Source organism: Novosphingobium sp. Sphag1I (assembly GCF_056279125.1).
On the sequence record NZ_JBWBQS010000054.1, the window covers coordinates 1 to 1,037 of the forward strand.

At 63.6% G+C, this 1,037-nt stretch carries 2 protein-coding genes; both read right to left on the bottom strand.

Going from position 1 to position 1,037, the window contains the following annotated elements; translation table 11 throughout:
- A partial coding sequence (locus ACZ9HU_RS22515) for an adenine nucleotide alpha hydrolase family protein (RefSeq protein ID WP_476108107.1) occupies positions 1–289 on the bottom strand: 289 nt, incomplete at its 3' end.
- Position 290: 1 nt separating this feature from the next.
- Complete coding sequence (locus tag ACZ9HU_RS22520; RefSeq protein WP_476108108.1) at positions 291–1,037, bottom strand: electron transfer flavoprotein subunit beta/FixA family protein; 747 nt, start codon at positions 1,035–1,037, stop codon at positions 291–293.

Genomic DNA, 1,037 nt, shown 5'->3' on the forward strand with positions numbered 1-1,037 from the left:
TGTTCTTGCCCGTGGTCGTGGCGGGCGCGACAAAGGCGTCATAGCCGCCCATCAGCCCCACCACCAGCGGCGCAACATTCTCGGCCAGCCCGTGTTCATAGGCCGCATCGTCGCCCACCAGAACCTTGGCCACGCCCGCGATCTTGCTCGCCGCTTCGGCCACGCCGCCAACGCCCGAACCGGCGACCAGCACATGCACTTCGCTCAGCTTCGCAGCGGCGCTCACCGCCGAGAGGGTTGCATCCTTCAAGGCCACATTGTCATGTTCAGCCCAAACCAGAACGCCCATCTTATGCTACTCCCAGTTCTTTAAGCTTGCCCACCAGCGCATCGACATCGGCCACCTTCACGCCCGCGCTGCGCACCGCCGGTTCGGAGACTTTGAGCACGTTCAGACGCGGCGCCGTATCCACGCCGTAATCGGCGGGCGACTTGGTTTCGAGCTTCTTCGACTTCGCCTTCATGATGTTGGGCAGGCTGGCATAGCGCGGCTCGTTCAAACGCAGGTCGGTCGTCACAATCGCGGGCAGCGCCAGCTTCACCGTCTCCAGCCCGCCATCAACCTCGCGCGTCACCAGCACCGCGTCGCCCTCGACCTCAACCTTCGACGCAAACGTCCCCTGCGGGCGCCCCGTCAGCGCGGCCAGCATCTGGCCCACCTGGTTGCTGTCATCGTCAATCGCCTGCTTGCCCAGAACCACCAGGCCGGGGTTTTCCTCCGCCACGATCTTGGCCAGAATCTTGGCCACCGCCAGAGGTTCGACATTGTCCGCCGTGCTGACCAAAATCGCCCGGTCACCGCCCATGGCCAGCGCCGAACGCAGCGTTTCCTGCGCCTTGGCCGGGCCGATCGAGACCACCACGACCTCGGTCGCCACGCCCCGCTCCTTCAGGCGAACCGCTTCTTCGACCGCGATTTCGTCAAACGGGTTCATGCTCATCTTGACGTTGGCCAAATCAACGCCCGAACCATCCGCCTTCACTCGAGGCTTCACGTTGTAGTCAAGCACGCGCTTGATCGGCACCAAAAGCTTCAT